Annotated in this window: 27 protein-coding genes; 18 read left to right on the forward strand and 9 right to left on the reverse strand. The window is 61.8% G+C overall.

Going from position 1 to position 26,871, the window contains the following annotated elements; all coding sequences use genetic code 11:
- The first annotated feature begins 144 nt into the window (after positions 1-144).
- From Azoinq_RS10625 to Azoinq_RS10660, 8 genes are all read left to right on the forward strand, one after another.
- The gene (locus Azoinq_RS10625; protein WP_216129267.1) at positions 145-2,595 is read left to right on the forward strand and encodes a heavy metal translocating P-type ATPase; all 2,451 of its coding nucleotides are present in this window, start codon (positions 145-147) and stop codon (positions 2,593-2,595) included.
- 9 nt (positions 2,596-2,604) lie between these two features.
- Positions 2,605-2,814 (forward strand): cbb3-type cytochrome oxidase assembly protein CcoS, encoded by a 210-nt coding sequence (ccoS, locus tag Azoinq_RS10630; protein WP_216129265.1) that lies wholly within the window; start codon positions 2,605-2,607, stop codon positions 2,812-2,814.
- Between the two features lie 487 nt (positions 2,815-3,301).
- Positions 3,302-4,729 (forward strand): cytochrome-c oxidase, cbb3-type subunit I, encoded by a 1,428-nt coding sequence (gene ccoN, locus Azoinq_RS10635; RefSeq protein ID WP_216129263.1) that lies wholly within the window; start codon positions 3,302-3,304, stop codon positions 4,727-4,729.
- A 17-nt stretch (positions 4,730-4,746) separates the two neighbouring features.
- Complete coding sequence (gene ccoO / locus Azoinq_RS10640; RefSeq protein WP_216129261.1) at positions 4,747-5,370, forward strand: cytochrome-c oxidase, cbb3-type subunit II; 624 nt, start codon at positions 4,747-4,749, stop codon at positions 5,368-5,370.
- Positions 5,371-5,374: 4 nt separating this feature from the next.
- On the forward strand, positions 5,375-5,566 hold the full coding sequence (locus Azoinq_RS10645) for a cbb3-type cytochrome oxidase subunit 3 (protein ID WP_216129259.1): 192 nt from the start codon (positions 5,375-5,377) through the stop codon (positions 5,564-5,566).
- Entirely contained in the window at positions 5,563-6,555 is a 993-nt protein-coding gene (gene ccoP / locus Azoinq_RS10650) for a cytochrome-c oxidase, cbb3-type subunit III (RefSeq protein WP_216129257.1), read from the forward strand. The genes Azoinq_RS10645 and ccoP overlap by 4 nt, the downstream gene beginning before the upstream one ends.
- Before the next feature lie 131 nt (positions 6,556-6,686).
- Positions 6,687-7,205 carry a FixH family protein gene (locus Azoinq_RS10655; protein WP_216129255.1) on the forward strand — a complete coding sequence of 173 codons (519 nt, stop codon included), beginning with the start codon at positions 6,687-6,689 and terminating at the stop codon, positions 7,203-7,205.
- Between the two features lie 38 nt (positions 7,206-7,243).
- Complete coding sequence (locus tag Azoinq_RS10660; protein ID WP_216129253.1) at positions 7,244-7,381, forward strand: DUF3149 domain-containing protein; 138 nt, start codon at positions 7,244-7,246, stop codon at positions 7,379-7,381.
- A 72-nt stretch (positions 7,382-7,453) separates the two neighbouring features.
- Here Azoinq_RS10660 and Azoinq_RS10665 read toward each other — a convergent pair whose 3' ends face one another.
- A complete protein-coding gene (locus Azoinq_RS10665; protein ID WP_216129251.1) occupies positions 7,454-7,897 on the reverse strand; it encodes a universal stress protein in 444 nt (147 codons plus the stop codon).
- Between the two features lie 120 nt (positions 7,898-8,017).
- Here Azoinq_RS10665 and Azoinq_RS10670 point away from each other — a divergent pair, with 120 nt between their 5' ends.
- The 5 genes from Azoinq_RS10670 to Azoinq_RS10690 all read left to right on the forward strand — a co-directional run bounded on the left by Azoinq_RS10670 (position 8,018) and on the right by Azoinq_RS10690 (position 13,102).
- Complete coding sequence (locus Azoinq_RS10670; RefSeq protein ID WP_216129249.1) at positions 8,018-9,451, forward strand: MBL fold metallo-hydrolase RNA specificity domain-containing protein; 1,434 nt, start codon at positions 8,018-8,020, stop codon at positions 9,449-9,451.
- A gap of 189 nt (positions 9,452-9,640) precedes the next feature.
- Positions 9,641-10,813 (forward strand): NAD(P)H-dependent flavin oxidoreductase, encoded by a 1,173-nt coding sequence (locus Azoinq_RS10675; RefSeq protein WP_216129247.1) that lies wholly within the window; start codon positions 9,641-9,643, stop codon positions 10,811-10,813.
- A 141-nt stretch (positions 10,814-10,954) separates the two neighbouring features.
- Complete coding sequence (locus Azoinq_RS10680; protein ID WP_216129246.1) at positions 10,955-12,154, forward strand: NnrS family protein; 1,200 nt, start codon at positions 10,955-10,957, stop codon at positions 12,152-12,154.
- 7 nt (positions 12,155-12,161) lie between these two features.
- Entirely contained in the window at positions 12,162-12,542 is a 381-nt protein-coding gene (locus Azoinq_RS10685; protein ID WP_216129245.1) for a SirB2 family protein, read from the forward strand.
- Entirely contained in the window at positions 12,542-13,102 is a 561-nt protein-coding gene (locus Azoinq_RS10690; RefSeq protein WP_216129244.1) for a hemerythrin domain-containing protein, read from the forward strand. The genes Azoinq_RS10685 and Azoinq_RS10690 overlap by 1 nt, the downstream gene beginning before the upstream one ends.
- A 36-nt stretch (positions 13,103-13,138) precedes the next feature.
- Here the strand turns inward: Azoinq_RS10690 and fnr are convergent, their stop codons facing one another.
- Positions 13,139-13,882, reverse strand: a complete 744-nt coding sequence (gene fnr / locus Azoinq_RS10695) for a fumarate/nitrate reduction transcriptional regulator Fnr (RefSeq protein WP_216129243.1) — start codon at positions 13,880-13,882, stop codon at positions 13,139-13,141.
- A gap of 143 nt (positions 13,883-14,025) precedes the next feature.
- Here fnr and hemN point away from each other — a divergent pair, with 143 nt between their 5' ends.
- From hemN to Azoinq_RS10720, 5 genes are all read left to right on the forward strand, one after another.
- Positions 14,026-15,420, forward strand: coding sequence for an oxygen-independent coproporphyrinogen III oxidase (gene hemN / locus Azoinq_RS10700; RefSeq protein WP_216129242.1), 1,395 nt, complete (start codon positions 14,026-14,028; stop codon positions 15,418-15,420).
- A 255-nt stretch (positions 15,421-15,675) separates the two neighbouring features.
- Positions 15,676-16,374 (forward strand): sulfite exporter TauE/SafE family protein, encoded by a 699-nt coding sequence (locus Azoinq_RS10705; RefSeq protein ID WP_216129241.1) that lies wholly within the window; start codon positions 15,676-15,678, stop codon positions 16,372-16,374.
- Positions 16,375-16,406: 32 nt separating this feature from the next.
- A complete protein-coding gene (locus Azoinq_RS10710; protein WP_216129239.1) occupies positions 16,407-16,835 on the forward strand; it encodes a universal stress protein in 429 nt (142 codons plus the stop codon).
- Positions 16,836-16,912: 77 nt separating this feature from the next.
- A complete protein-coding gene (locus Azoinq_RS10715) occupies positions 16,913-19,420 on the forward strand; it encodes a heavy metal translocating P-type ATPase (RefSeq protein ID WP_232368464.1) in 2,508 nt (835 codons plus the stop codon).
- Positions 19,417-19,626: a heavy-metal-associated domain-containing protein gene (locus tag Azoinq_RS10720; RefSeq protein ID WP_408627065.1), complete on the forward strand. Its 210-nt coding sequence runs from the start codon at positions 19,417-19,419 to the stop codon at positions 19,624-19,626. The genes Azoinq_RS10715 and Azoinq_RS10720 overlap by 4 nt, the downstream gene beginning before the upstream one ends.
- 107 nt (positions 19,627-19,733) lie before the next feature.
- Here Azoinq_RS10720 and feoB read toward each other — a convergent pair whose 3' ends face one another.
- The 7 genes from feoB to Azoinq_RS10755 form a co-directional block, all read right to left on the reverse strand.
- Entirely contained in the window at positions 19,734-21,524 is a 1,791-nt protein-coding gene (feoB, locus tag Azoinq_RS10725) for a ferrous iron transport protein B (RefSeq protein WP_216129237.1), read from the reverse strand.
- A 3-nt stretch (positions 21,525-21,527) separates the two neighbouring features.
- A complete protein-coding gene (locus Azoinq_RS10730; RefSeq protein WP_216129235.1) occupies positions 21,528-21,770 on the reverse strand; it encodes a FeoA family protein in 243 nt (80 codons plus the stop codon).
- 176 nt (positions 21,771-21,946) lie between these two features.
- Complete coding sequence (locus Azoinq_RS15130) at positions 21,947-23,359, reverse strand: 4Fe-4S binding protein (protein ID WP_216129233.1); 1,413 nt, start codon at positions 23,357-23,359, stop codon at positions 21,947-21,949.
- A complete protein-coding gene (locus tag Azoinq_RS10740) occupies positions 23,356-24,204 on the reverse strand; it encodes an FTR1 family iron permease (RefSeq protein ID WP_216129231.1) in 849 nt (282 codons plus the stop codon). Before Azoinq_RS10740 ends, Azoinq_RS15130 begins: the two co-directional genes overlap by 4 nt.
- A 10-nt stretch (positions 24,205-24,214) precedes the next feature.
- Positions 24,215-24,553, reverse strand: a complete 339-nt coding sequence (locus Azoinq_RS10745; RefSeq protein ID WP_216129229.1) for a cupredoxin domain-containing protein — start codon at positions 24,551-24,553, stop codon at positions 24,215-24,217.
- Between the two features lie 10 nt (positions 24,554-24,563).
- The gene (locus tag Azoinq_RS10750) at positions 24,564-26,144 is read right to left on the reverse strand and encodes a carbohydrate porin (RefSeq protein ID WP_216129227.1); all 1,581 of its coding nucleotides are present in this window, start codon (positions 26,142-26,144) and stop codon (positions 24,564-24,566) included.
- Between the two features lie 2 nt (positions 26,145-26,146).
- Positions 26,147-26,701, reverse strand: a complete 555-nt coding sequence (locus Azoinq_RS10755) for an iron transporter (RefSeq protein WP_216129226.1) — start codon at positions 26,699-26,701, stop codon at positions 26,147-26,149.
- Between the last annotated feature and the right edge of the window lie 170 nt (positions 26,702-26,871).

Raw genomic sequence — 26,871 nt, forward strand, 5'->3', positions numbered from 1 at the left:
CAAGGGAGGGCATTCTCCCTCCCCTAGGGCGGAGAATGAGGCGGGGTGGGGCTCCTAGACCCGGCGTCGCCGGAAGGCCCATAAGCCTCTATACTTCCAGCCCTCCATCCAATTCCGGTGCGACATTCGGACGCATCCTCCTTCATGGCCCAATGCAATTGTTACCACTGCGGTCTCCCGGTTCCCGAAGGGAGTGATTTCCACGTGACCATCCAGGGAGAAGCCCGGGACATGTGTTGTCTGGGCTGCCAAGCGGTAGCCCAGGCCATTGTGGAGAACGGCCTGGAGGATTATTACCGGACCCGGGACGCCCTGCCCGAGTCCCCCCGGGAGGCGGTGCCCGAGGTGCTGGAAGGGCTGCGCCTCTACGACCACGCGGAATTCCAGAAGAGCTTCGTCAAAGAATTGGGGGACCATGAGCGGGAGGCCTCCCTATTGCTGGAAGGGATTACCTGCGCCGCCTGCATCTGGCTGAACGAACGCCATCTGGCCCAATTGCCCGGGGTGACGGCGGTGGATATTAATTATGCCAACCGCCGCGCCCGGGTGCGCTGGGATGAAGAGCGCATCCATCTTTCCGACATTCTCGCCGGGGTGGCGGCCATCGGTTTCCGGGCCTATCCCTATGATCCGGCCCGGTCCGAGCAGCTGGCCAAAAAGGAACGGCGTACCGCCCTGTGGCGGGTCTGGGTGGCGGGTTTCAGTTCCATGCAGGCCATGATGTACGCCGTGCCCATGTACCTGGCCAATGGTGACATGACCGGGGATATCCAGTCCCTGCTGCGCTGGGCCAGCCTGCTTCTTACCCTGCCCGTGGTGCTTTATTCCTCCGCGCCCTTTTTTAAGGGCGCCTGGCGGGACCTGCGCCTCCTGCGCATGGGCATGGATGTGCCCGTGGCCCTGGGGGTGGCGGTGGCTTTCGGCGCCAGCGCCTGGGCCACGGTGAGCCAGAGCGGGGAAGTCTATTTCGATTCCGTGGCCATGTTTGTCTTTTTCCTCCTGGGAGGCCGTTACCTGGAAATGACCGCCCGCCAGAAAGCGGTGGGGGTGACGGAGGCCCTGGCCAAGCTGTTACCCGCCTTCGCCGAGCGCCTAGCGGGATTCCCCGGGGATCGCCAGGTGAGCCAGTGCGTGGTGGGAGAACTCCAGCCCGGGGATTACGTCCAGGTACGGCCGGGAGAACCTATTCCTGCTGACGGGGTGGTGGTGGAAGGGCGCTCTTCCGCCAACGAATCCCTGCTCACCGGGGAAAGCCTGCCCGTTTCCAAGAACGTGGGGGACGGGGTGACCGGTGGTTCGGTCAATGGGGAAAGTCCCCTGGTGGTGAAGGTGGAGCAGGTGGGGGAAGGCACCCGCTTGTCCGCCATCGTGCGGCTCATGGAGCGGGCCGCCATGGAAAAGCCCCGGATCGTGGAAGTGGCGGACCGGATCGCCTCCTATTTTGTTCTGGTACTCCTGGTCATTGCGGTGGCCACCGCCATTGGCTGGTATTTTGTGGATCCCCAGAAAGCCTTGTGGATCACGGTTTCCGTGCTGGTGGTGACCTGCCCCTGCGCCTTGTCCCTGGCCACCCCCATTACCCTGACCGTGGCCAGTGGCGCCCTGGCCCGTAACGGGGTGCTGGTGACCCGGGGCCATGCCATCGAAACCCTGGCCCGGGCTACCCATTTCGTTTTTGACAAAACCGGCACCCTCACCACTGGCCGTATGGCGGTCCAGGAGGTGCTGGTGCTCGGGGAACGGAACCGGGAGGCCTGCCTGGCCTTGGCTGCGGCCCTGGAACGGGCCACGGAACACCCGGTGGGCCTGGCGATCCGTCAGGCGGCCCGGGCCGCCGGGGCAGCGGAAATCGATGCGGGGGAAACCGCCAATGTGGCTGGGGAGGGTATCCGGGCCCGGGTGGATGGGGTGGAATACCGGATCGGCCGCCCCGAATTTGTCGCCGCCCTGACGCCCGCTCCCCTCACCGAAGCGGCCCGGGAATGGGCGGGGCGGGAGCAGACCGTGGTGGCCCTGGGTTCCCAGGACGGCTGGCTGGCCCTGCTGGCCATCGGCGACGACCTGCGCCCTGAAGCCCGCTCCCTGGTGCACACCTTGCTGGCTGCCGGACGCCAGGTGGTACTGCTCTCCGGAGACGCCCCCGCCGTGGTACAGCGGGTGGCCCGGGAATTGGGCATTAAGGAAGTCCATGGCGGTGTTTCGCCCCAGGGGAAACATGATTACGTGGCGGCGCTGCAAGCAACCGGTGGGGTGGTAGCCATGGTGGGCGACGGCATTAACGATGCCCCCGTCCTGGCCCAAGCCCAGGTTTCCATTGCCATGGGGGGTGGCTCCCAGCTGGCCCGCACCCAGGCGGATCTGGTGCTGCTCTCGGAAAACCTGGATCACCTGGCAGGCGGTTTGGCCCTGGCGGCCAAGAGTCTGGCCATCATCCGGGAAAACCTGGCCTGGTCCGTGATCTACAATGTGGTGGCCATTCCCCTGGCTATCGCCGGTTATGTGACCCCCTGGCTGGCAGGCATTGGCATGTCCGCCAGTTCCCTGCTGGTGGTACTGAATTCCCTGCGCCTGCAAAAAGGCCAATCCCAATCTTAGGTCCCCGTCATGGATATTCTCTATTTGCTGGTCCCCGTTTCCCTGCTGTTGGTGGTGGCCATTGCGGTGGTGTTCTGGTGGTCGGTGAAAAGCGGCCAGTTTGATGACCTGGAAGGCCCGGCCTACCGGCTGATGATGGAGGACGATGACCGGCCCGCGGAAGACAACAGCCCGGTCAAAAAGGAATCGGGTGCTCCCGTAGCTCATAAAACAAAATAATGAGGGTTTGATCTGGGTCAAAAGCCCGGGTTCGGCCTTTCGCAATAATCTCATCCGTTGAATTCATTGCGGTGCCTCGTTTTGAGGGGCCGTGTTGAGCCGATTGTTTCTCTGTTGGGGTTGGGGTGCGTCTCGTTACGCACCCTTTTTTTTGCCTTGTCCCCGGAGCCTGAATCCGGGGTGTCCCGCCAGGCTCCCATGCCCCCCGTATCAGACCCGACAAAAAAATCCGACCTCTCCGTTTCCGAATCGGCTTCGGAAAAAGCCTTCTCCTAACCCCCTGAAACAGTGTGGCAAAATGCCTCTTGCGGAGAATGTCAATTGGCCTTTTGGCTAGGATTGACGGGCTTTTTGGGGCAGGGTTGATCTATGTCAAAAAGGGGGGGGCTCGGCTACAATAGCATCCTCGCGATGCTGCCTAGTGGGTTTGTAGTACTTGGGAGGCAGCATATAAGAGATTTTCTTTTCCTAGTCGAGAGGTGGGTCCATGTCGGAAACGCAATCCACATACAACTACAAAGTAGTACGGCAATTTTCAATAATGGCCGTTGTTTGGGGCATTGTTGGCATGCTGGTTGGTGTCATCATTGCTTCTCAATTGGTTTGGCCGGAGCTTAATTTCGCGCCTTTCCTCACTTATGGACGTCTGCGTCCGCTGCACACCAACGCGGTGATTTTTGCGTTCGGTGGCTGCGCGCTGATGGGGACTTCCTATTACGTCGTACAACGTACCTGCCACACCCGGCTGTTTGCGGGTGGCCTGGCCGCCTTCACCTTCTGGGGTTGGCAGCTGGTAATTCTGCTGGCGGCTCTTTCCTTGCCCATGGGTTTCACCACGGCCAAGGAATACGCCGAACTGGAATGGCCGATTGATATCCTGATCACCCTGGTGTGGGTTTCCTACGCCGTGGTCTTCTTCGGTACCATCGCCATCCGTAAGGTCAGCCACATTTATGTGGCCAACTGGTTCTACGGTGCCTTCATCATCGCTGTGGCTCTGCTGCACGTGGTGAACAGTGCTGAAATCCCCGTCACCCTGACCAAGTCCTACTCCGCCTACGCGGGTGTGCAGGATGCTATGGTGCAGTGGTGGTACGGCCACAACGCGGTGGGCTTCTTCCTGACCGCCGGCTTCCTGGGCATGATGTACTACTTCGTGCCGAAGCAAGCAGGCCGTCCGGTGTATTCCTACCGTCTGTCCGTGGTGCACTTCTGGGCGTTGATCTTCACCTACATGTGGGCGGGTCCTCACCATCTGCACTACACCGCTCTGCCTGACTGGACCCAGTCCGTGGGTATGGTTTTCTCCCTGATCCTGTTGGCTCCCTCCTGGGGCGGCATGATCAACGGCATCATGACCCTGTCCGGCGCCTGGAACAAACTGCGGGATGACCCCATCCTGAAGTTCCTCATCACCTCCCTGTCCTTCTACGGTATGTCCACCTTCGAAGGCCCCATGATGTCCGTGAAGTCCGTGAATGCCCTGTCCCACTACACTGACTGGACGGTCGGCCACGTTCACTCCGGCGCTCTGGGTTGGGTGGCCATGGTGTCCATTGGCTCCATCTACTACATGATCCCCCGGCTGTTTGGCCAAAAGGAAATGTATAGCACCAAGCTGGTGACGGCCCACTTCTGGATCGCCACCATCGGTGTGGTGTTGTATATCGCTTCCATGTGGATTGCCGGTGTGATGCAAGGTCTGATGTGGCGCGCCGTGAATCCGGACGGGACCCTGACCTACAGCTTCGTTGAAGCGGTGAAGGCCTCCTACCCGTTCTGGACCATCCGTCTGGTGGGCGGCATCATGTTCCTGAGCGGTATGGTTCTGATGTTCTTCAACGTGCTGAAGACCATTGCCGGCAACAAGGCTGTGGATGCCCCGGTTCTGGCTCCTGCTGCGCATCACGCCTAATTAGGGGGGATTAAATAATGAAACTGACACAAGACTTTGTTGAACGTCATGTCGGCTGGTTGATCGTCCTGACGCTGTTGGCCGTGAGTGTGGGCGGTGCTTTGGAAATCATTCCGCAGTTCTTCCAAAAATCCACCACCCAACCGGTCGAAGGTCTGAAGCCCTATGACGCGGTGCGTTTGGCCGGTCGTGACGTGTTCATCCGGGAAGGCTGCTACAACTGCCACTCCCAGATGGTTCGTCCCTTCCGGGCTGAAACCGAACGCTATGGCCACTACTCCGTGGCTGGTGAGTCCGTCTATGACCACCCCTTCCAATGGGGTTCCAAGCGGACCGGGCCGGATCTGGCTCGGGTGGGCCAACGCTATTCTGATGAATGGCACACCGCTCACTTGAACAATCCTCGTGACGTGGTTCCTGAGTCCAACATGCCCGCTTACGCTTTCCTGGCCAATAACAAGGCTAAGGATTCTGTAGGTGCCGATATCGAAGCCAAGATGCGTGCTCTGCGCATGGTGGGTGTTCCTTACACCGATGAGGACATCGCCGGTGCCAAGGCTGCCATTGGCGACAAGACTGAACAGGAAGTTCTGATTGCCTACCTGCAAGGTTTGGGTACGGCGCTGAAGAACACCAAGTAAAGTCATGGATATCAACGATCTGCGTTCCGCCTTCACGGTGGTTTCCTTCGTGCTCTTCTTGGGCATCGTGTGGTGGGCTTTCGGTAAGCACAGCCGTCGCAATTTCGATGAGGCGGCCAAGCTGCCGTTCGCAGATGACGAAACGGACGAGGCGACTCTTCGCCTCGACCGCGAGGATCAAAGGAAAAAATCATGAGCGATTTCGTCAACGAGTTTTGGAACTTGTACGTAATTGTCATCGTATTGGTGTCCGTGATCGGTTGCGGGGTCTTCCTGAAGACTCAAAGCGTCCGGCCTGAAGGCACTGTTACGACGACTGGTCACGAATGGGATGAAACCCTGGCTGAATACAACCATCCTCTGCCGGCCTGGTGGAGCTGGTTGTTCTACATCACCGTGGTTTTCGCCCTGGTTTATCTGACCCTGTTCCCTGGGTTGGGTAGCTTCAAGGGGGTGCTGGGTTGGACCTCTATTGGTCAGTACAAAGCGGAAGTGAAAAAGGCCGATGAAACCTACGGCCCCATTTTCGACAAGTACATGAAGATGGATCTGCGTGCCGTGGCTGCCGACAAGGAAGCCAATGAAATGGGCAAGCGCCTCTTCCTGACCTACTGCTCCCAATGTCACGGTTCCGATGCGCGGGGCGCCAAGGGCTTCCCCAACCTGACCGACCACGATTGGCAATGGGGTGGTGATCCGGAAACCATCGAAAAGACTATCCTGGATGGCCGTACCGCCATGATGCCTAGCCACGCTCCTCTGGGCGCGGATACCATCAAGAATCTGGCTAACTACGTCCGTTCCCTGTCTGGTCTGCCTCACGATGACGCTTTGGCCGCCAAGGGTAAGGAAACCTTCATGACCGCCGGTTGCACCGGCTGCCACGGTCCCGATGCTCATGGTACCCATGCGGTGGGCGCTCCCAACCTGACCGACAAGGTCTGGCTGTACGGTAGCTCCGAAAACACCATCATCGAAACCATCACCAAGGGCCGTAACAACCGCATGCCCGCCTGGCGTGAATTCCTTGGCGAACCCAAGGTTCACCTGCTGGCTGCCTATGTGCTGAGCCTGAGCGGCGGCGAACCGTCCCCCCAACCGGCTGCGGCTCCTGCTGCCCCGGCTGCTGCGGACGCCCAACCGGCTGCTGATCAACAACCGGCTGCTGACGCGGCTGCCAAGTAATTGGCTGAAAAGCGGGGTGGCGCAAGCCGCTCCGCTTTTTCTCCAAGTCTTTATTTCCGAATTAAAGCAATTAAAGTCCTTAATTCCGAAATGCGGATTTATCTGTAGTTCAAAATCGAGAGGTCATTTTCATGGCGTTTTCCCTGCATAATACCGATGGACGTCCCTGGTATCGGGAACCTTGGCCGTGGATATTGATGACCGGTCCGGCCATCGTCGTGGTGGCAGGCTTTACCACCGCTTTCCTGGCAGTGAAAAGCAACGATGGACTGGTGGAAGACGATTATTACAAACAGGGTTTGGAAATCAATCAAACCCTGGATCGGGACCACATGGCCGCCAATATGGGGCTACGCGGAGAGTTTTCCTTGAGCAGCGATAAAGGTTCTCTGGTAGGGACCCTGACCTCTAGCCAGGGCAAGCCGCTGCCGGAAGTTTTGTCTCTGCACTTGAATCATCCGACTCGGGCTGGCTTGGATCAGGATTTGACGCTGGTGCGTGTTGGGGATGGTAAATACAGCGGTAAACTGGAAAACCCTATCTCAGGGCGTTGGTATGTGACCATTGAAGATGGACAGAAACAGTGGCGGCTGACGACCGAGTGGAATATGGAGAAACAAGCATCCGTTAATTTGGATGCAAAAAAATAATAACTTCTTTTTCTAATCGTTGAACGGGAGGTAACACCATGGTTGCTTTGAAAATTTTGTTCGGTAGCGACATTGGCTTGTTGAGCGTTTTCACCATCGGCTTCATCCTGATCATGGCTATTTTCTACGTTGCCTATTTCATGAAAAAGATGAATAGCAAGGAAGAAAATAAGTAAAAGAGTTTCCGCTTTCAAAAAAATAAGCCCGGATATTCCGGGCTTATTTTTTGTGTTCTAAATTACGGACTCTTAACGATAGACCAGGACGGGAATCTTGGAATGGGTCAGCACCTTATTGGTTTCGCTACCCAGGAGCAAGCCACTGATGCCACGCCGACCGTGGGATGCCATGAAAATCAGGTCGCAGCCCGCCTGGGTGGCGGCGTCAATGATGGCTTCGTAGGGCACGTCGCTGGTGACGGCGACTTTTTTCACCGTTACCCCCGCGTCACTGCCCAGCTTTTGAATTTGGGCCAGGAATTCGTCGGCCTGCTTGTCGGCCAGTTCGGCAAACTTTTCCGGGGTGGTGGGGTCGATCAGGGCCCCTTCTCCGTAGTAAGTCACAGGATATTCGGGCTTGGCGTAAAAGGCGGTGATGATGGCGTCGTTCTCTTTGGCGAACATCACGGCATGCTTGGCAGTTTCCAGGGAAATGGGGGAGCCGTCCGTGGGGACGAGGATGTGCTTGAACATGTAACCTCCTTGGTCAGTCTGTAGGACCTACTTTAGGCTGCCGATGCTACGTCAGTTTTGACGGATGTCAAACCGCGTCCCGCGCCAGCCTTCACAATGGACCCAAAAGAGGAGAGTGGTATGACGGAAAAAAACAAAGTGGATCAGACCAAAATCACCTTCTGGGGTGCGGCCGGGGAAGTGACCGGTTCCTGCTATCTGGTGGAGACGCCCCAGGTGAGGTTTCTGGTGGATTGCGGCATGTTCCAGGGGGGCGGCGATGCCTACCGGAAAAATCAGCAGGCCCTGGCCTTCGACGTGCGCACCCTGGATTTTGTCTTGGTCACCCACGCCCACATCGACCACTCCGGGCTCCTGCCCCGCCTGGCCATGCTGGGCTACCGGGGCCCGATTTACACCACGGCGGCTACGGCGGATTTGCTCCAGGTGTTGCTACTGGACTGTGCCCATATCCAGGAGAAGGAAAGCGAGTGGCAGTTGAAGCGCCAGCACCGCCGGGGCCGGGGAATTCGGGGGGTGCAACCGCCCCTCTATTCGGTCATCCAGGCCCAGGCCTGTTTGCAGCAGGTGCGGGCGGTGGGCTATGGAGAAAATGTCCATCCCCACGCCGCTGTGCGGGCGGTATTCCGGGACGCGGGCCACATTCTGGGCTCGGCTATTATTGAACTGTGGCTGCAAACCGGGCGGGGGACTAAGAAGCTGGTGTTTTCCGGAGACCTGGGTCAGCCGGGGCGCCCCGTGCTGCGGGACCCGGAATTTATTCAAGAGGCGGATGTGCTGCTGGTGGAATCCACCTACGGCAATCGTCTGCACCGTTCCCTGACGGAAACGGATACGGAAATTGTTCAGGCCTTCCACCGTACCTTTGGGGAAAAGCGGGGCAATATCATCATTCCCGCTTTCGCCGTGGGGCGTACCCAGGAAATCCTCTATGTACTGGCCCGCTTGGTAAAGGAGGAGCGCCTGCCTGCCCTCCAGGTTTATGTGGATTCCCCCATGGCCTATGCTGCGACCCAGATCACCATGCGCCACCAGAATCTTTTGGATGACGAAACCGAGGCCCTGATTGCCTGGCATGAAGCTAACCCCCACCAGATGCGGGTAACGTTCACCAAAGATGTGGCTGAATCCATCGCCCTCAACGACATCCGGGAAGGGGCGGTGATTATTTCCGCCAGTGGCATGTGTGATGCCGGGCGGATTAAGCACCATCTCCAATACAATCTGCCCCGGCCTGAATCGTCCATCCTGATTACCGGCTTCCAGGCTGCCGGCACTCTGGGCCGGCGTTTAGTGGATGGGGCCCGGATGGTGAAGATTTTTGGCGAACCGGTGCCGGTGAAGGCGGACATTTACACCATTGGCGGTTTGTCTGCCCACGGGGATCAGGCGGCCATTCTGGACTGGCTGGGCCATTTCCGTCGCCCGCCGGAGCATACGTTTGTGGTTCATGGGGAAGCAGAAGCCGCCACCGCCCTCCGGGAAACCATTGAGCAGCGTCTGGGCTGGACCGGGGTGAGCCAGCCAAAACCCCATGAGGAAGTGGTGCTCTGATTCGGGAACACGGGGGAAGATTGGCGGTCTACGGTCAGGTAAGTGGCCGTTCCGGTCCTTTCTTTCCTCCTCCTGCCGTTTTGGACCCCGGCCCAAAACGGGTTTGTTATCAACGATTGTTTTGATCTATTTCAAACCAAATCAAGAGGATTGTGTTATCTTGGCCGGCTTTATTTTTAGGTTTCCCTCATGAGTAACACCCCCCTTCCTCCGCTCAAGCTCAAAGGCAAGACCTTGCTGCCCATTGTCCAGGGCGGCATGGGGGTGGGGATTTCCGCCCACCATCTGGCGGGTACGGTCGCCTCCTTTAACGGAGTGGGGACCATCGCCAGCGTGGATTTGCGTCGTCTCCATCCTGACTTGATGGCGGAAACCGGTCGTTCCCGGGATAAGGAGGCCATCGATCGGGCCAACCTGGTTGCCCTGGAACGGGAAATTCGTGGGGCCCAAGCCATCGCCCAGGATCGGGGCGTGGTGGCCGTGAATGTGATGCGGGCCGTATCCCAATATAAGGACCATGTCCGGGTGGCCTGCGAAAGCGGCATCGGCGCCGTGGTCATGGGGGCCGGTCTGCCCCTGGATCTGCCTGAACTGGCGGAAGATTTCCCTAGTGTGGCCCTGATTCCTATCCTTTCCGATGTGCGGGGGGTGGTGCTGCTCCTGAAGAAGTGGATGCGCAAGAACCGGCTGCCCGACGCCATCGTCATTGAGCACCCCAAATATGCGGGGGGCCACCTGGGGGCGGCCAAGAAGGAAGATTTGGACGATCCCCGCTTCGACTTTTCCGTGGTCATTCCCGGGGTGCTGGACGCCTTTGAAGAACTGGGTATCGCCTCCGAACGCATTCCCCTGATTCCCGCCGGTGGCATCAACAGCCACGAGCGTATTCGGGAGTTGCTGAATCTGGGGGCTTCCGCCGTCCAGATGGGTACCGCCTTTGCCGTCACCGAAGAAGGGGACGCGGACATGGAATTCAAGAAGGTTCTGGCCGGCGCCAAGCCCCAGGACGTGGTGGAATTCATGAGCTGTGCTGGCCTTCCCGCTCGGGCGGTGAAAACCCCCTGGCTGGAAAAATACCTGTCCCGGGAAAGCAAGCTCATGGCGGCCGCCGCCGGCCGGGAACACAAGTGTACCCTGGCCTGGGACTGTCTTATCCAGTGCGGTCTGCGGGACAGCAATCCTAAACACGGCCAGTTCTGTATCGACAACCAGCTGGCTGCTGCCGTGGGCGGAGATGTGAGCAAAGGCCTGTTTTTCCGGGGCGCCGCCACCCTGCCGTTCGGCGCCGCCATCCGGCCGGTCAAGGAATTGATCGAATATCTGACCACGGGCATCAAGCCGCCCCTGCTGGCAGGCGTCTGACCCCTGCCGGAGAGACTGGAAAAGCCGCAGCCTGAAAAGCCTGCGGCTTTTTTTCCACCCGGGATTTTTGATAGGGGTTAAGGAAAGCCCGGGGGCGATCCGGACAATGGGGGCCGTCCATCCCCCCGGGAGTGTTTTGCCATGAAGCTGCCAGCCTTGTTTAGCGCCCCCCATCGCATCTTTTTCTGGGAAGCTATTGTCCTGGCCCTGCTGCTCATGGGGGCCTGGGCCTGGGATATGGCTGCCCGTTATGGCGGCTGGGGAACGCCCCCGGTCTGGACCCTGCCACCCCTGTGGTGGCATGGCTTGTCCATGGTCTACGGCATGCTGCCCTGTTTCATGTTCGGTTTTCTCATGACCGCCCTGCCCAAGTGGGTGGGGGGCCCGGCCCTGACTCTTCCCCGCTACCTACCTGCGGCCTTGGCCGTGGGCGGAGGATGGCTGTTGCTCCTGATGGCTCCGGCGGCCCTCCTGGTGGGCGGCGCCCTGGTTATGGCGGGTTGGGCCTGGGGGCTTTACCAACTGGCCCGTAGCGCCTGGATCGGCCCCAAGGGGCGGCATGACGGCTACGTTTATGGGGTGCTTCTGCCCCTGGCCTGGGGCTGGCTGAGCGGTGCCCTGGCCCTGGGCGCCCTGGCCGAAAAGGCGGGGAATGGGGTGGATATTGCCCTCCAGGCCGGATTGTGGGGCTTTGCCCTCCCTATTTTCTTCGTCGTGGCCCATCGCATGGTGCCCTTTTTTACCCAATCTGCCTTGGCCCATTACCGGGCTGAACGGCCTCGCCTGCACCTATTCCTGGGGCTGGGTGCCCTGATGCTCCATGGGCTGCTGCAAATACTCGGCGCCTGGTATTGGACCTGGTTGCCTGACGGGGTGGGGGCGGTGGCGGTGGGGCTGCTGGCCTGGCGCTGGCAGCCCTGGCGGGTGCGAAAAATCCCCATGCTGGCCATGCTTCACCTGGCTGTGGTGTGGCTGGCTCTGGGCCTTGCGCTCAGCTGTCTCCAATCCCTCCTGCAACTGGCCGGGGTGGCCTGGGCGGGGTGGGGGCCTCTCCATGTGCTGACCCTGGGGTTTATGTGCTCCCTCCTGCTGGGCATGGGGACCCGGGTTAGCCTGGGCCACTCCGGCCGCTCCTTTTCCTGGGATCGCCGGATTTGGCCCCTGTTCCTGATTTTTCAGTTTGTTCCCCTGCTACGTCTGGCGGGGGATTTCCTGGCGTCGGGAGCCTGGTGGCATCCCTTTGTCCTGGCCAGTGTGCTCTGGCTGATGGTCTTTGCCGTCTGGGGCATTCCCTATCTGGGCATTTATTGCCGCCCCCGCCCGGACGGCCAGCCGGGGTAATTCCGCCATGACCCCTTTGAAACTTTTCCACATCGCCTGCGTCAGCCTTTCCGGGGCGGGATTCCTTTTCCGGGCCCTGTGTCTGGCCCCTGATTCTCCCTGGCGTCGCCATTGGACGGTGCGCTGGTTGCCCCATGGGGTGGACAGCGGTCTGCTCCTCAGCGGTCTGGGGCTGGCCTGGAGCACGGGCCAGTACCCGGGGGCCCAGCCCTGGCTAACGGCCAAGCTGGTGGGCCTAGTGCTCTACATTTTCAGCGGCCGCTTGGCCCTGCGTGGTGCCAGCCCTCGGAGGCGGCGTCTTGGGGTTGTCCTGGCGGTCTTGTGTTTTGCCTACATTGTTTCGGTGGCCCTGACCAAACAGGCCGCCGGTTTTTGGGGAGTATTGTGATGTTGTCCTTTTCCCTCCCCGGGACGGAAAGCCCGTCCTGGGACGATCCCCTGGAAATGCTCCAGGCCTGCCACGAGCGTATTGAGGCCCAGCTTGCCCTGCTGGAGCGCCTCCGGACCCATCTGGCGGAACACGGAGTGGATCAAGCCGCCCAAGAGGCGATTGCCGGGATTCAGCGTTATTTCACCCTGGCGGCCCCTCTTCACCACCAAGACGAGGAGGAAGACCTGTTCCCCGCCATGGCGGACCGGGTGTCCCAGGAGGGGCGGGGGGAATTGGGGGCCCTGGTGGGCCAGTTGCTGGTGGATCACTACTGGATGGACCGGGAGCGGCAATGGCTACTGGGTGCCCTGGCCAAAACCCGGGATGAGGGCCGGGACCAGCTGGATTGGCCCCGGGTAGCAGCCTTTGCCGCCCGGTATCGGGCCCATATTCTCAAGGAAAATACCCAGCTTTTGCCCTGGGCCCGGCGATTGTTGCCGGAGGATATGTTGCGGCGCCTGGGTATTCCCATGGGCGCTCGCCGGGGCGCGGGGAGCCAGGGGCCTGAGGGGGGCTAAAAGGGAGGGGAAGCCCGGTGGCCCGGGCCTTCGGGCTTAGCTGGCCTGATGGGTCATGAGCCGTTTCAGGCCCGGGGTATTGAGAATGCGGATGTGCTTTTGCTGGACGCTGATCAGGCCTTCTTCCTGGAAGCGGGAAAAGGCCCGGCTTACGGTTTCCAACTTGAGGCCCAGATAGCTGCCGATTTCCTCGCGGGTCATACGCAGGTAGAACTCGGCGGGGGAATAGCCCCGGGCAGTAAAACGCTGGGAAAGGTTGAGCAGGAAGGCGGCCAGCCGCTCTTCCGCCCGCATGGTGCCCAACAGCATCATGACCCCGTGATCCCGGACAATTTCCCGGCTCATGACTTTGTGGAAATGGTGCTGGAGGGAAACCACTTCCCGGGACAAACCTTCCAGGCGAGGGTAGGGGATAATGCAGACTTCGCTGTCTTCCAGGGCCACCGCGTTACAGGAGTGGGCTTCCGTGCTGATGCCGTCCAGCCCCAGCAGTTCCCCGGCCATTTGAAAGCCGGTGACCTGATCCCGGCCGTCTTCTAGGATGACGTCGGTTTTGAAAAAGCCGCTGCGAATGGCATAAATCGCATCAAAAACCTCGCCGGCCCGATAAAGGTGGTCGCCGCGCTTGATTTTACGACGTGCACTCACTAGCTCGTCTAGCTTGGCCATCTCCGCCTCATTCAGCCCCAGGGGCAGGCAGAGCTCTTGCAGGTTACAGTTGGAGCAGGCTGTCTTGATGATGGACAACGTGATTTCTTTGGCGTTGCTGTTCAACGGCATGTCGTTCCTCGCTGGGGCGGCATAGAGGGCTTTGGGCACGGAATCGGGAACCTCATAGGGGACCTATTGAGCGTTTGATCCAGGTCAACGTGAAATAATTCACCCACCACCATAATTAGCCGTACTTAAAGCGCTTTCCTGCAATGACTTTCGCTACCGACAACCTCGTCTTCGACCCCCAGATCATCCGCCGATTCGACATCAGCGGTCCTCGCTATACGTCTTATCCGACGGCGGATCGCTTCGTCGAAGCCTTTGATGCGGAAGCCCTCAAGCTGTGGCTGGGGAAACGCAATATCGGCGGAATCAGCCGACCGATCTCATTATACTTCCACATCCCTTTCTGCAACACCATCTGCTATTACTGCGCCTGTAACAAGATCATTACCAAGGATCACGGGCGTAGCGCCAAGTACATCAAGTACCTGGGCAAGGAGATGGCCCTCCAGGATCAGTACCTGGATGGGGACCGGGAAGTGACCCAGTTGCACTGGGGCGGTGGTACCCCCACCTTCCTGTCCCACGACGAAATGCGCCAGCTTATGGCCATGACCCGGCAGCATTTCAAGCTGGCGGACAACGCGGAAATTTCCATTGAAGTGGATCCCCGCAAGGTGGACCGGGAAACCGTGGCCCTGCTGGGGGAGCTGGGTTTCAATCGCATGAGCCTGGGGGTGCAGGATTTCGACGAGCGGGTCCAGGTGGCGGTGAACCGGGTCCAGTCCGAAGAAGAAACCTTCAATGTGATGGACGCGGCCCGGAAAAACGGCTTCCAGTCCATCAGCATTGACCTGATCTACGGCCTGCCCCAGCAGACCCTGATGGGCTTTAACCGGACCCTGGAGCGGGTGTTGGCCATGGACCCGGATCGGCTGTCCATCTACAACTATGCCCACCTGCCCAACCATTTCAAGCCCCAGCGGCGCATCCACGAGGACCAGCTGCCCCACCCGGACACCAAGCTGCAAATCCTCTCCCTGGCGATTCGCAAGCTTACCGAAGCGGGCTATGTGTTCATTGGCATGGACCACTTTGCCAAGCCCAATGACGAGCTGGCCATTGCCCAGCGCCAGGGGCGGCTACACCGGAATTTCCAGGGCTATTCCACCCACGCGGATTGCGACATGCTGTCCTTCGGCATTTCCTCCATCGCCAAGGTGGGGCCCACTTATAGCCAGAATGTGCGCACCCTGGACGAGTATTACGACAGCCTGGATAACGGCATTCTGCCCGTGCTGCGGGGCATTGAGCTGACCGCCGATGATCTGCTGCGGCGCTCCATCATCCAGGCCTTGATGTGCCACTTCGAAATTTCCATCGAATCCATTGAAATCGCCCATCTCATCGACTTCAAACACTATTTCGCCGAGGAGCTGTCTGACCTGGCGGAGATGGAGCGGGCCGGTCTGGTGAAGGTGGACGATAAATGGATTACGGTACTGCCCCCGGGACGTCTCCTGGTGCGGGCCATTTCCATGGTGTTTGATAAATATCTGCGCGCCGACCGGCAGCGCACCCGTTATTCCAAGGTGATCTGAGTAAGGCCGTCCTCAGGGGGGAGCCGGGCACAGCCGCAAGTGTCCGGATAAAAGCCGAAGCTGGCACGCACGAACGGGAATCCCGTTCGTGCGCATCCAGCGCCGGATATCGTGGGAAATAAGCTGTCTTGCTGCCCGGCGCCCTGGTGCCGGGCTTTTTCTTGGGGCCGAACGGCGCCCCCGGGCCTACCATGCCATTTCCCCGCCTGGCCCGAGCCGCTACAATTCCCACCCTTCTTCCCCTTTCCCCCGCCCATGCCTGATCCTGCCCTGTCTTCCTTGCCCGGTGCCCTGACCGTCTTTATTGTGGGCCTGTTGGGGGGGGTGCATTGCGTCGGCATGTGTGGCGGCATTGTGGGGGCTTTGTCCCTGGGCACTGCCCCCGGGGTGCGCCGCTGGCCTCTGCATCTGGCCTACAACGGGGGGCGACTGACCAGCTATGGATTGGCCGGTGCCCTGGCCGGTGCTCTGGGGGGCGCGGGTCTGGCCTTGAGCGGCCAGATGCCCGTGCGTATCGCCCTCTACTGCCTAGCCAATCTGATGCTGGTGGCCTTTGGCCTTTATCTCCTGGGGGCCACCCGGGTTCTGGCGGTGACGGAAGGGGCAGGGCAGCTACTGTGGCGGCGGCTCCAGCCCCTCAGCCGACGTTTTTTGCCCGCCCGCCGGGTCTCCCAGGCATTTCCCCTGGGCCTGGTGTGGGGCTGGTTGCCCTGTGGTCTGGTTTATAGTGTGCTGGCCACCGCCCTGGTGAGCGGCAGCCCCTGGAAAGGGACCGGCTTAATGCTGGCTTTCGGCTTGGGCACCCTGCCCAATCTGCTGCTCGCCGGCCTGCTGGCCGCCCGTTTGCAAGGCTTTGTCCGGCGTCCCCTGGTGCGCCGGGGCGCTGGCTTGCTGGTGCTGGGCTTTGGTGTCTGGGGGCTGGTGGGGGCGGTGCGTCTGGCCCTGGCCCTTTGATTCTTGTGCAGCCTTTGCGGCGGGAGAAAGCGATGCCGACGTTTTTATTGGGGGTGGATGGCTCCGAGTGCGCTCTGCGGGCGGTGGACCGGTTGGTGGAACAGGCGGCCTGGCTTAAGGAAACGCCGGTTATCCATTTGCTCCACGTCCATGCCCCGGTGCCCGTGGGGCTGGTGCAGGCCTACGTGGGCCATGAGGCCCTCCAGCACTATTACCGGGAAGAGGCGGAAGCCGTTCTGGGCGCCGCGGAAGACCGGCTGAAGGCGGCCCATCTGGCCTTCGAACGCCACCTCCGGGTGGGCCAGGCGGCGGAAGTGATCGTGGAAGAAGCTGCCGCCCTGGGTTGCCACCAGATTGTGCTGGGTTTTCAGGGCCGGGGCGCCCTGGCCGCCGCCGTGCTCGGTTCCGTCGCTAGCCGGGTATTGCAACGGGCCGTTTGTCCCGTGTTGCTGGTCAAATAACCCTACCGGCCGTCGGGTTGAGGGGCCCCCAATTTGGGCCATAATGGGGGCGTCAGCCCTCTCCGTCTTACCCGCTTATGGCTCTTTCTCCTCCTTCCCCTTCCTCCCGTCGTCTGGACCTGCCCATTGGGGGCATGACCTGTGCCGCCTGCTCGGCACGTCTGGAAAAGGTGCTGAACCGGCTGCCCGGGGTGGAAGCCAGCGTTAACCTGGCGGCGGAAACCGCCACGGTGCGGTTGGCGGAGGAGGGGGCCACCACGCCGGTCCAGGTGGTGGCGGCGGTGGACCGGGCGGGCTTTTCCGTGTCCCCGGGCACCCTGGAACTGGCGATTACGGGCATGACCTGTGCTGCCTGCTCGGCGCGCCTGGAAAAGGTGCTGAACCGGTTGCCCGGGGTGGAAGCCAGCGTCAATCTGGCCGCCGAACGGGCCCGGGTGCGCTATGTCCCCGGCCTGTGTGACGGGGAGGCCCTGGTGGCGGCGGTGGAGCGAGCCGGTTTTGGCGCCACCCTGGCCACGGACCGTTCCCGGGAGGAGGAAAAGGCCCGCAAGGCGGCCCGCTACGCCCGGGACCGGGGCCGTTTCTTCATCGCCGCCCTGCTCACCCTACCTCTGCTGGCCCAGATGGGCACCATGCTTTCCCCCGCCGCCATGGCCTCCATGGCCCACGGTGGAGAATGGCTGCCCCGCTGGTTGCAACTGGCTTTGGCCACCCCGGTTCAGTTCTGGATCGGCTGGCGTTTCTACGACGGCGCCTACAAATCCCTGCGGGGCGGGGGCGCCAACATGGATGTGCTGGTGGCTTTGGGGACCTCCATGGCCTACGGCTTTTCCCTGGTGGTGACCCTGGCCGGCCTGGAGCACCGGCACGTCTATTTTGAAGCCAGCGCCGCGGTGATTACCCTGGTGTTGCTGGGCAAACTCCTGGAATCCCGGGCCAAGGCCCGCACTACGGCGGCCCTGGAAGCCCTGGTGGGACTCCAGCCCCGGACCGCCCGGGTGCAACGGCCCGGCCCGGAAGGGGCCACCTGGGAGGAGGTGCCGGTAGATACCCTGGTGCCCGGGGATATTTACCTGGTCCGGGCCGGGGAAGGGGTGCCGGTGGATGGGGAGGTGGTGGAAGGAAGCTCCAGCGTCAATGAAGCCATGCTGACTGGAGAATCCATGCCCGTGGCCAAGGGGGTGGGGGACCGGGTTTTCGCTGCGGCGCTCAACGGCCCCGGGTTGCTGCGCTGCCGGGCCACCGGGGTCGGGGAACACACCCTGCTGGCGGGCATCATCCGCCAGGTGGGAGAAGCCCAGGGCTCCAAGGCCCCGGTGCAGCGTCTGGCGGATCGGATTGCGGGGATTTTTGTCCCCGCCGTATGTGCCGTGGCCGCCCTCACCTTCGTCCTCTGGTGGTGGCTGGGGGGGGACTTCACCACCGCCCTGGTGAATGGGGTGGCGGTGCTGGTCATCGCCTGTCCCTGCGCCCTGGGTCTGGCGACTCCTACGGCCATCATGGTGGGCACGGGCCGGGGCGCCAATGCGGGCATTCTGGTGAAAAATGCGGAAGCCCTGGAGCGGGCGGAGAAAATTGCCGTGCTGGCGGTGGATAAAACCGGCACCCTGACCCAGGGCCAGCCGGCGGTCACGGACTGTCTGCCCCTGGCCGGGGCGGGCGCTCCCTCCGCGGAAGAATTGGTCGCCTGGGCCGGTGCTTTGGAACAGGGCTCGGATCATCCCCTGGCCCGGGCGGTGTTGGCCGAATTGGACAACCGGGGCCTGGAACTCCCCGAGGTACAAGGCTTTCAGAACTTCCCGGGCCACGGGGTCCAAGGCACGGTGTCTGGCCGGTCCCTGGCCCTGGGAAGCCCGTCCTGGCTGAAGGAGCGGGGGGTGGAAGGGAACATGACCGTCCTGTCTCAGCTCCAGGCCCAGGGTAAGACAGTGGTGGGGCTGGCCCAGGGGGGCGATGCCGCAGGCGCCGGGGAGACGGGCATAGCTCTGGCCCCCTGGCGCCTCCTGGGCTGGATCGCCATTGCCGACCCCCTGCGTTCTTCTTCCGCCGCCGCCGTGGCTCGGCTGCGGGCTTTGGGGGTGGAGGTGGTGATGCTCACCGGGGACAACCCGGCCACCGCCGCCGCCATTGCCGAGGCGGCGGGCATCAGCCGCTTCCAGGCCCAGGTGCTGCCCGGGGACAAGGCGGCGGCGGTCCAGGCCCTGAAACAGGGCGGTCGTCTGGTGGCCATGGCGGGGGACGGCATCAACGACGCTCCGGCCCTGGCCGCCGCCGATGTGAGCTTTGCCATGGGGGCCGGTTCGGATGCGGCCCTGGAGGCGGCGGACCTGACCCTCATGAAAAATGACCTGGGGGGAGTGGCGGACGCCATCTCCCTTTCCCGGGCTACCCTGGGAAAAATCCGCCAGAACCTGTTTTTCGCTTTTATCTACAACGTGCTGGGCATTCCCCTGGCGGCCCTGGGTTGGCTTAACCCGGTGGTGGCCGGGGCGGCCATGGCCATGAGTTCGGTCTCCGTGGTGAGCAATTCCCTGCTGCTGCGCCGCTGGCGGCCCGATCCCCTTTCTACGAACAGGAGTGCATGATGGAAACCACAACCCTTAAAGTGGGCGGCATGAGCTGCCAGAAATGCGTCGCCTCCCTCACCAGCGTGCTGTCCAAGCTGCCCGGGGTGGCCCAGGCGGAGGTAGTGCTGGAGCCGGGCCAGGCCACGGTGACCTACGACCCGGCCCAGGTGGGAACGGAACAATTGCGTCAGGCGGTGGAAGACGCAGGCTTCGATGCCCTGTAGGGGCGAGGGAATTGGCTCCCTAGACCAAGTAAGTAGCTAAACAAAAGCCCGGCATAGTCCGGGCTTTTGTTTGGGGGGGACCGGGGAAACCCGGCCCATGGGGTCGGCTAAAAGCCCAGGGCCCGGGCGCCCTGATAAAAGAGGAAGGACACCCCCCAGGCCAGGGCCAGGGGCCAGACCACGGCCAGGGTGGCAAAGCCCAGACTGCGGCTTTCCGCCTTGAGGGTGGCGATGGTGGAGAGGCAGGGGGTGTAGATCAGGGTAAAGAGCATGAAGCTGTAGGCCTGAACCCAGTCCATGTGGCCCGCCAGCTGGTGGGCCAGGCCGGAGCCTTCGGCGCCGAAAATCACCGCCAGGGAGCCGATCACCACTTCCTTGGCGACAAAGCCGAAAATCAGGGCCACGGCCAGCTGGGCGCTGATGCCGATGGGACTCAGGATGGGTTCCATGGCATGGCCGATCATGCCTGCATAGCTGGCGTCGCTAGCCGGCACCACGCCCACCGGAAAGTGGGTCAGGGCCCACACCAGCACCACCCCGGCGATGATGATTTTGCTGGCCCGTTTGAGGAAGTGCTGTACCTCCAGCCAGCCCCGTACTAGTACCTGGCGCAGGGTGGGTAGCCGGTAAGGGGGCAGTTCCAGAACGAAGGGTTCGGTGGAAGGGAAGCGGCGCTTGAAGAGGAGTGCGGTAATGATGGCGGTGGCGAAGCTGAACAGGTAGAGGCTGAAAAGCACTCCCCCGGCGTGGCTGGGCGAGAACAGGGCGGCGATGATGAAGAGGAAGACCTGGAGCCGGGCGGAGCACAGGGACAGGGGAATGATCAGCATGGACAGGAGGCGCAGGGGCCGGGAGCGCATTACCCGGGTGCCCATGGCCGCCGGCACATTGCAGCCGAAGCCCATGAGGAGCATGACGAAACTGCGCCCATCCAGGCCCAGCTTGGCCATCAGGGCATCGGTGAGATAGGCGGCCCGGGACAGGTAGCCCGTGTCCTCCACCACGGCCATGAAGAGGAAAAAGAGCACGATGATGGGCACGAAGGCGGCCACGGTGGACAGGCCGCTATAAACGCCGTCCAGCAGGAAGCCCCGGGCCAGTTCAGGCAAGGGCGCCAGGAGGGGCTCCAGGGCCAGATGCTGAACTTGGTCGAAGAGCCAGGCCATGCCGTCCTGCAAAGGCTGGCCGAGGAAAAACACCGCCTGGAAGAGGAGGAACATGGCCAGGAAAAAGAGGGGCAGGCCCAGCCAGGGGTGGAGAACGACCCGGTCCAGCTTATCCGTCAGATTGTCCGAGAGCCGGGCGGGCACCTGCACCGTGTCCGCCACGATGCGGGCCATGTCCGCCTCAATGGCGTGGTCCGTGTGCAGGGCTTGCCGCACCTTTTCCGGCGGCACGGCCGGACGCTCCGCCCCCAGGGCCTTGGCCATGGTCGCCAGGACATCCTTTTGCGCATCGCCGTATTTGGCGCTGAATAGGACCACGGGCATGCCCAGAGCCTGGGCCATGGCGGCGGTGTTGATGTGGATGCCGAACTGGCGGGCTTCATCCGCCATATTCAGGAGCAGGATGGCCGGTAGGCCCAGGGCCTGGAGCTGGAGTACCAGGGACAGCTGACGCTCCACCTGGACCGCATTGACCAGGAGTACGGCCAGATCCACCGGATTGTCTTCGAGGAAATGGCGCACCACCTTCTCGTCGTCGGAAAAGCCGTGGAGGTCATAGATGCCCGGCAGATCCACCACCTCCGCCATGGCGCCTCCCACCAGGATTTTGGCGGAGAGCAAATCCACCGTGACGCCGGGCCAGTTGCCCACCCGGGCGGAAGCGCCGGTGAGCCGGTTGAAATAGGTGGACTTGCCCGTATTGGGCATCCCCAGCAGAACAATGCGTTTCATGGGCTAAACCTGAGCCACGTCGATGCGCTGGGCGTCCAGGCGGCGAATGATGACGTCGGTGGTGCCCAGGCGAACGTGGAGGGGGCCGGAGAGAAAGCCCCGGCGCATGACCTGGATGGGCTTGCCGATGCGAAAGCCCAGGGCGGCCAGGCGGGGATAGAGATCCGTGCCGGCGTGAATGGCGGCGATGACGCCTTCCTGCCCGGGCTGGAGTTGGGAGAGCTGGATGGGTTTAAAAGCTTTCATCGGCGCGCTAAAAGTGGATTCCCGCCTGACTGGCCGGGAAGGGGCGCGGCTGGGTGTTCCCTGTCCCACAACCAATCGAATGCTGAGAATAATTCTTATCTCTGCCGATAATACCCGAATCCCCCGGGCCTGGGGAGGGATTTTTACCCCGGGGCCCGGGAAAGGGCCCCGGGCTTTCAGAAGCTGACGAAGTGATCCAGCTTGCCGCTGTAGAAAAAGACCATGATCCAGACCGTGGCCATGAGGGCCGGGCCCAGGGCGTAGCAGAGGAATGCCAGGAGACGGCGCCACCAGGATGGGGTGGCGTCCCACACTAGGCGCAGCCCGAGCCAGAGGGCGAAGGTCGCTCCCAAGCTGAGGAGGGCCACCCGGGCGTCGGAAACCCAGCCCAGGAGAAAGCCTTCCCCCCGCAGCAGGGTCACGGTGAGCATGGACAGGCCGAGAAAGACGCTAATACCTCCCAGGGGCACCAGGCCCATAGAAAGGCGCTGCCAGGTCAGGCGGGGGCTGGCGGTCAGGCGGGACGCCAGGGCGTTGGCCAGGAGCAGCAGGCTGCCCAGGATCAGGCCGCCCCCCAGGATGAAGGTGAGAATGGCCAGGCCGTCCAGCCAGGTGAATACATCCCCTGCGTCCGGGTAGTGGGTGAGCAGCCACCAGGGGGCGTTGTCCTGGAGCAGGGTCCAGGAATCGTGGGCGATCAGCCAGTTGGCGCCAGCGGTTTTCAGGGCCACGAACCAGGGGCTGGCGGTCCATTGGAAGGCTGCCGTGGCCACTCCCAGCACCCCATAGAGCAGGGTCAGGGCCGGGCCGCTGCTGATGTCCTGGGGGCGGCTGGCGAGAATTTCTGCGTCCGGGCGGCGCAAAGCCAGTTGCACCGCGTCCCGGTGCCCGGCGCAGCGCCCGCAGCTGTGGCAGTCGGAGGTGCTGGTCATGCGCCGGATATCCACCAGGGGCGCGCAATTCACCGGGGCTTCCGGTCCGTGCCGGTCCCAGGCCGCCCGATCCACCTGGAAGTGGAGGGGCGCCACCTTGGCCAGCAGGGCGAACACGCCGGAGGCCGGGCACAAATGTCGGCACCACACCCGTTTGCCCTTGCCGTAAAGGAGGCCGACGATCACCGCTGCCACGCTGGAGCCCCCCAGCACCAGCAGGGCTGCCTGGGCGTATTCATAAACGCTCACCAGCTGACCGTAGACCGTGGTGCAGACAAAGGCCAGAAAGGGCCAGCCCCCCCATTTCAACCAGCGGGGCACGGGTTTGCCCCGGCCGTGGCGGCTGGCCCATTCGCTTAAGGTGCCTTCCGGACAGAAGACGCCGCACCAGAGGCGACCGAAGAGGAGCATGGAGACCATAACAAACGGCCACCAGATGCCCCAGAACAGGAACTGGGCGAAAAGCACCAGGTTATTGACCAGATGGGCGCCCTGGGGCGGTAGGGGGAGAAAGGCGGGGACGGTGACCAGTCCCAGGTAAAAGACCACCACGGCCCATTGAATGGCGCGAATGGTGGCCCCGTGCCGCCGCATCCCTTCCCCCAGGCGCTGCAACCAGGTGCGGCGGGGGGAAAGGAAGCGGATCGGTTGGGTCATGGCTGGCATGATTCGGCTCGCGAGACAGAGGATTTGGAGGAAAAGGGGCGATACAGGCGTAGCAGGACAAAGGCCCAGTAGAGACCGTAGGCCAGCAGCACCATGCCGCTGGGCTGGGCCCGGTAACCGGCAAAGCTGGCCAGGAAAGCGCCCAGGCCCTGGCTGTCATCCAGCAAGGCGGAGCTGTCCCAGAGGGCGTCTCCCAGGGTGGGCAGGCGGTCGATGCCGATCAGCTTGTCCACCCCGGTGCCCAGGAGGGCGCCGGCGGTCACCAGCAGCACCACTTCGCTGATGCGGAAAAAGGTCCGATAGGAGAGAAAACGGGCGCCCCGGGCCACGGCCCAGGCGGTGAGGGCGGCCAGGACAAAGCCCAGCAGGGCCATGGCGTAGATGCGGCCCAGGGCCGCGCCCTGGGCTTCGGCGGCGATGCCGTAGAGGAAGACCACCGTTTCCATGCCTTCCCGGGCAATGGCCAGGGCCGCCACCACCGCCACGCCGAGCCGGTTGCCTGCTTCCACGGCCCGGGCTGCTCCGGCTTCCAGTTCCCGTTTCAGGGAGGCGCCGTGACGGCGCATCCAGAACACCATCTGGGTCATCAGGGCGCAGGCCAGGAACACCATGCCAGCCTGGAACCAGTCCTGGGCTTCTCCAGCCAGCCAGGTTTCCGCCCCGTAGGCTAGGGAGGCCAGCCCCAAGGCCAGTACTACCCCGGCGGCGGCACCGCCCCAGAGCACCCGGGTCAGGGACCGGGCGTCCGGCTGGCGGACAATCCAGGCCAGCAGGACGCCGATGACCAGCATGGCTTCCAGGCTTTCCCGCCAGACGACGATGAGGGCATTCAACATGGACGGGTCCTTATTTGGCGATGATCAGGCATTCCGCCGTGGTGGGATGGAAGTCCCCGAAAATCCGGTAGGTACCCGGTTTCAGGGGCTGAACAACGCGAAAGGAGCTGGTGCCTGGCCCCAGCACCTTTTCCATGCGGGGATTGGCGCTTTCAAACTCCTCCGGCCCGGCCCCGTCGTTGCGCATCAAAAGCTTGAAACGCTTACCGGCGGGGACTTCTAGACGATTGGGGGTGAAATGCCCGTCCTTCGCCACGATCTGGTAGCTGGGCAGTTCTTCCGCCGGGGCATGGGGAGAGAACAGGGCGGCCCCCATGACCAGGGCGGCAATGAGCAGAGATCGGCACATGGCGGCCTCCTTAGAAGGTGATCTGTGCCCGCAGGCCCAGGATCTTGGTGGCCTTGGCGTCCGGATCACCGCCCGGCCGGGCCAGATACTGGAAGTCCGGGGACACTTCAAACTGCTTGTTGATGCGGTAGCGGTAATAGGTTTCCAGCACCTGTTCCGCCCCCATGGCGGTAAAGCCATAGTCGGAAATCCCGGCGGAATCCCGGTTGAAATCGCTGCTGGTGTGCAGCCAGGCGTAGGCTAGACCGATGGAGTCTCCGCCCCGATCCCAGTAGGAGCCGTTGATTTCCGTCCCCAGGGTGAGAGCCCGGTTAAAGCGCACGTGGCCGGTGAGCTGGTGGCCGTAACGGCCAAACAGGGTGAGCCCGTCCCCCACCCGCTGATCCGCGGAAATACCGATCCCGGAATGGGATTCCACCTGGGAGTCGTAGGCGGTGGCTTGGCCGTTGTGCCAGTAATAGACCCGGTAATTGCCCGTCAGCCCGTCAAAGAACTTGCGCTGGGTTTCTGCCTGGAGAATGACCATGGGGGAACTGAAGAAGCGGGTGTAATTGGCCCCCTGGCCTGCACCGAAGACCCCGCCGGAGAGGCGCCAGGTTTCGGGCTTTTCCGTCTCGTTCAGATAGGACATGCGGAAGCCCGGGGCAAAACCGTTGGCATCCACCCCGATGTCGCCTCCCGCATCCAGCAAGGGGTTGTGCACAAAGACCGTGTTCAGGAATTGCTTGGTTTCGTCATTGGCCGCCGCGTTCTGGTCAAAGAACACGAAGGGGTCCATCTTGCCGAAATTCACTTCCAGCTTTTCCCTGGAACGGGGTTTATAGCCGCCGAAGGGCAGGGGAATGGTGGCCTGGTACCAGGCCTGGCCCAGCACCGCCACCGAATTGTCCGGATCGGTCCCTAGCACCCGGAAGGCACTGGCGTTGGGCTTGGAATAAGAGGGCATGGCATTCAACCCGCTGCCCTGGCCCACCCGAATCTGGGCAAAGATGCGGCTTTCCACGTCGCCGATATTGTCCAGGGGCAGGGAGACGAAAATGTCGCCCCGGTAGTTCAACTGACTGTTGTTCACCGTAGAGCTGGCGGGCATGCCGGAAGGCTTCTGGGCCACGGTGGTGAAGCTGACCCCGGCGGTGATGCCATCCAGGGCTTCCACGGTCCGGGCCATTTTCAGCATGTCCAGGGATTGGTATTCCACCGCCTTCAGCCGGGCGGTGAGTTCCGGTTCGTTTTCGCTAACCTCTTCGCTTTCCAAACCCTGGGCCACCCGGGTGTTCTGAGCCTCCAGGGCCTCCACTCGTTTTTCCAGTCCTTCTTCCTGATGGCCTTGCACCTTATCCATGACGGCAGCGGCCAGAGGGGATTGGGGCTGACGTTTTCTGCTGGTGGTGCCCTGTTGTGCCACCTGCTTTTCCAATTGGGCGTTACGCTGTTCCAGCTTCTCCAGGCGCTGATTCATTTGTTTGAGCAGCTGAATCAATTCCTTCTGGGAAGGATCGGTCGGCAGGTCCTCCGCCAGCGCCGGTCCGGAACCGGCCAGGAGGGCAGCAACCAGCAGAGCCAGGGGGCGGCGACGGGCGGAGGGCTGCATGCTTAGTACCCGCCCTTCTTGCCGATGCCGACGAAGGTAAATTCGTTATCCACTTCGAAGGGCTTGAACCAGGGGCGAACGCCAGTGAGCCGGTCCGTATGGCGTCCGAAATGGGAATGGGCATTGGCGGAAGGCGGATAAATCATGTACTTCACCTTGTACTTGCCCGGCCCGAAGAGCTTGATGTTGTCCCCGTAATGGGGACCGTCATTGGCCACCATGGGCATAAATTCGCCGCTGACCTTTTGGTCGGAGCCAACTTTGCTCACTTCGTACTTCACCACCAGATAGGGAATCCAGTGCCCTTCCTCAAAGCCGTTGGGATTGCTGGACAGGGCCCGAATATCGGCTTCGATGTGAATGTCCGAATCCTGGACCTTGCGCATCATGCCTTCCGGTTCCATGGTCACCGCTTGCAGATAAACGGCAGAGATTTCCATGCCGTAACGTTGCTGGGGGGTACCAATGGGGTATTCCACGGCCTGGGCGGAAAGGGAGAAGGCGGCGGCGGTAAGACTGCCAGCCAGGGTGAGGGCACGGGCGAACTTGAGATTCATATTGGCTCCTGAGCTAGATTCCAAAAAAAGGACGGACTCAGGAAAGTGGCGAAACGGCTACTTTGGTGAGCCCTTGATCGTTGTGTTTTTAATAATCTAAACGATAACGATTCTCACGTCAAATTTCGTTTCCAATTTTTTGGGGCGTTGGATTTTGGTAGGAATGCAGG

It is taken from the genome of Azospira inquinata (assembly GCF_018905915.1).
Classification (GTDB): Bacteria; Pseudomonadota; Gammaproteobacteria; order Burkholderiales; family Rhodocyclaceae; genus Azospira; species Azospira inquinata.